The organism is Pseudomonas sp. (assembly GCF_049645325.1).
Taxonomy (GTDB): domain Bacteria; phylum Pseudomonadota; class Gammaproteobacteria; order Pseudomonadales; family Pseudomonadaceae; genus Aquipseudomonas.
This window is the reverse complement of sequence record NZ_JBARTQ010000391.1, coordinates 1-1583: the sequence shown is the minus strand read 5'-3', so window position 1 is coordinate 1583 and position 1583 is coordinate 1. Positions and strand designations below refer to the sequence as shown.

Genomic DNA, 1583 nt, shown 5'->3' with positions numbered 1-1583 from the left:
CTTGCAATACACCGCCACTTAAGCTCCGCTGACCTTCCAATGCTTGATGTCTTCGGCAAACACCACCTGCTTCACCTCATGGGCAATGCCGTAAGCCAGCGATTCATGGGCAGCGATGACTTTTTCTTCGGCAGACAGGCACTTGAAGATATCCAGTTGGGTGTCGGCCTGGGTGGTTTCCAACTCGTAGATCTTCACGTAGCGCGCCAGGTCGTTGTCCAGGCTCGACAGGTATTCGCGCAGGCGCTGGTGGTCCACCGAACTCTGGCTGAAATACCAGTTCATCGGGTGGATCAGGAAGCGCGAGTGAGGCGTGGTAATGCGCCGGTTGGCGGCCAGGAACATGATGATGCCCATGGACTCGATATTGCCCGCGTTGATCGCGCACAACGGCACCGGCAGGGCCTTGAGGAAGGTGTAGAGGGTAAAGCCGAAATTGGTGCTGCCACCGGTGGTCGACAGGTTCAGCAGCAGGGAACTGGCGCCTTCGCCGATGGCATCCAGGCAACAATCGCGGAAGCGTTCCGTGGTGCTCTGGTCGATCTGGCAATGAAAGTGGATAACGTGCTCGGTCATCCTCAACCTCCGTCGTTCAATGCAAATGAAGTCACTGAAATCAAGTCTAGAAGGTCGCGCAGAATTAGCCGCAACCGTTGGGCGTGAGCGCTGGCTGCGAAATCGGATGGAACCCTTGAGGCAGATGCTTGACCTAATACATAGACCTCAGGAGGTGAATCATGCAATTAGACTATATCTGGATCCTATTGGCGGTGGTTCTGCTGATCGTGGAATTGTGGGCGATCAACGTGGTACTGCGCAGCACCGGTGGCTGGGAGACCAAGGGGCTGTGGCTGATCATTCTGATTTTCGTGCCGCTGTTCGGCTTGATTGCCTGGGCGCTGTTCGGACCCAAGCGCGAGATGCCGGAACAGCGTAAAAGCTGAACCGTCGCGACACCGCAAACAGGCGCCCAAGGGCGCCTGTTTGCGTTTCAGCCGAACACTCAGCGAGCAACAGCTTTGGCGATTGCCTCGTTGAACGCCGGCAGGTCATCCGGCGTACGCGAGGTGATCAAAGTCCAGCCATTGGCCGGGCATTCCTTGACTTGCGCGTCCACCCAGCCGGCGGCGCCGGCATTTTCCAGGTCGATACGCACGCTTTTATACGACGTCAGGGTCTTGCCCTTGATCACGCCGGCATCGATCAGCGTCCATGGCCCGTGGCAGATCGCGGCGATGGTTTTGCCAGCCTTGACGAAGTCGTTGATCAGCCGCAACGCCGCGGCATCCTGGCGCAAGGTGTCGGCGTTGACGGTACCGCCTGGGATGACCAGCGCGTCAAAGTCGCTGCTGAGCACGTCGGACAGCTGCACGTCGGATTCCACGGTTTTGTCCTTCTCGGTGTCGCCGACGAAGGTCTGGGTCGTGCCGCCTTTGCTGGACGCGTGAGTCACCGTCGCGCCGTAGCCGCGCAGCGCTTCCAGCGGCTTGAGCAGCTCGTCGCGCTCGATGCCGGTGTTGGAGGTGATGATGAGGATTTTCTTGCCGTTGAGTTGCGAACTCATGGTCGAGTCTCTCCTAAGT

3 protein-coding genes are annotated in these 1583 nt (G+C 58.5%); 1 reads left to right on the top strand and 2 read right to left on the bottom strand.

Annotated elements, in window-relative coordinates; all coding sequences use genetic code 11:
• Nucleotides 1-18: 18 nt before the first annotated feature.
• Nucleotides 19-576, bottom strand: a complete 558-nt coding sequence (locus tag WBB95_RS16995) for an ATP-dependent Clp protease proteolytic subunit (RefSeq protein WP_424488651.1) — start codon at nucleotides 574-576, stop codon at nucleotides 19-21.
• Nucleotides 577-737: 161 nt separating this feature from the next.
• Between WBB95_RS16995 and WBB95_RS16990 the strand changes: the two genes are divergently transcribed.
• The gene (locus WBB95_RS16990; protein WP_424488650.1) at nucleotides 738-944 is read left to right on the top strand and encodes a hypothetical protein; all 207 of its coding nucleotides are present in this window, start codon (nucleotides 738-740) and stop codon (nucleotides 942-944) included.
• A gap of 59 nt (nucleotides 945-1003) precedes the next feature.
• Here the strand turns inward: WBB95_RS16990 and WBB95_RS16985 are convergent, their stop codons facing one another.
• On the bottom strand, nucleotides 1004-1564 hold the full coding sequence (locus tag WBB95_RS16985; RefSeq protein WP_424488649.1) for a type 1 glutamine amidotransferase domain-containing protein: 561 nt from the start codon (nucleotides 1562-1564) through the stop codon (nucleotides 1004-1006).
• Between the last annotated feature and the right edge of the window lie 19 nt (nucleotides 1565-1583).